This is a genomic window from Vibrio sp. 1078-1 (assembly GCF_033340475.1).
Genome location: NZ_JAWOWM010000081.1, coordinates 1 through 1,101, shown reverse-complemented (window position 1 = coordinate 1,101; position 1,101 = coordinate 1). Strand labels below are relative to the sequence as shown.

Sequence of the window (1,101 nt, the reverse complement as noted above, 5' to 3'; positions counted from 1 at the left end):
GCTGAAGTTCAAGCCGCAGCGCCAACCGTTGACGCGGAAGAAGAATTCAACTTCGACGAACTGGAACTGCCAGAGTTTGATGAAGAAGATGCATTGGCATCGATGGCTGATGAACCTGAGCTACCAGAATCTGAACGTGAAGCGGCAGCACCAGCAGCCGAAGCGGAAGAAGAGTTCAACTTCGATGATACTGAACTGCCAGAGTTCAGTGAAGAAGATGCTATAGCGGCTATGGCTGAAGCATCATCTTCATCAGAATCAGAAGTTGCGCCTAAGCCAATTCTCCAGGCAGATAATGACCATGATGCGCTTTTTGAAGTCTTCGCTCAAAACAGTTTTGATCAAGAGGTAGAGCAGCCAACTGCTATTGAATCTCCATCTGAGTTAGACGATTTTGATGAATCAACGATGGCTAACTTGCTTGCAGATGAGCCAAGTGCTGAAGCGTTTGATGGCAAGCTCGACAGCGACACCATTGCAAGTGCAGGCATGGATTTCGAAACCATGTTGGATGTCGGTGATGACTGGGATGGTTTTAAGCCAGCATCAGACATGCCTGAACCATCGGTTACGGAAGAAGTCCCTGAAGACCAGCAAGAAGTGTGGAGTTCGAGTGAAGCGCTGACTCAACCTGAAATCGCGCAAGAGAACTGGGCCGAGCAGGAAGATCTTGATGACTTTGACCCTAAGAAAAATCAGTTTATGACTATTGATGAACTGATGGCTCAAGTGGACAAAGAAGGTGGTGAGTTTGAAGAGCAAGAACTGATGCTCGATGTCGGTTTGAATGAGTTCCCTGATGTGATTGGTGATATCGGTGACGTTGATGTAGATACCAATGCAGAAGCAGCAGGTAAGTTGGACCTTGCTAAAATCTATCTTGAAATGAACGATCCTCAAGGTGCGATCAAACTGTTAGAAGAGGCGATAGTTTACGGTGAAGATGACATTCGCCGAGAAGCGAAAAACCTCATCGATACCATAAACGGTCGATAAATCAAAAAGGGTAGCGAGAGCTGCCCTTTTTGTATCTGAAGAGACTTGAGTATATACTTCCCGCCCCATTTTAGAGTTCGAAGGTTAAGATGAGAATCGCATTAG

1 protein-coding gene is annotated in these 1,101 nt (G+C 46.1%); it reads left to right on the top strand.

What is annotated here, in order from left to right; all coding sequences use genetic code 11:
- A partial coding sequence (locus R7190_RS25730) for a FimV/HubP family polar landmark protein (protein WP_318137661.1) occupies nt 1-996 on the top strand: 996 nt, incomplete at its 5' end.
- Nucleotides 997-1,101: the final 105 nt, after the last annotated feature.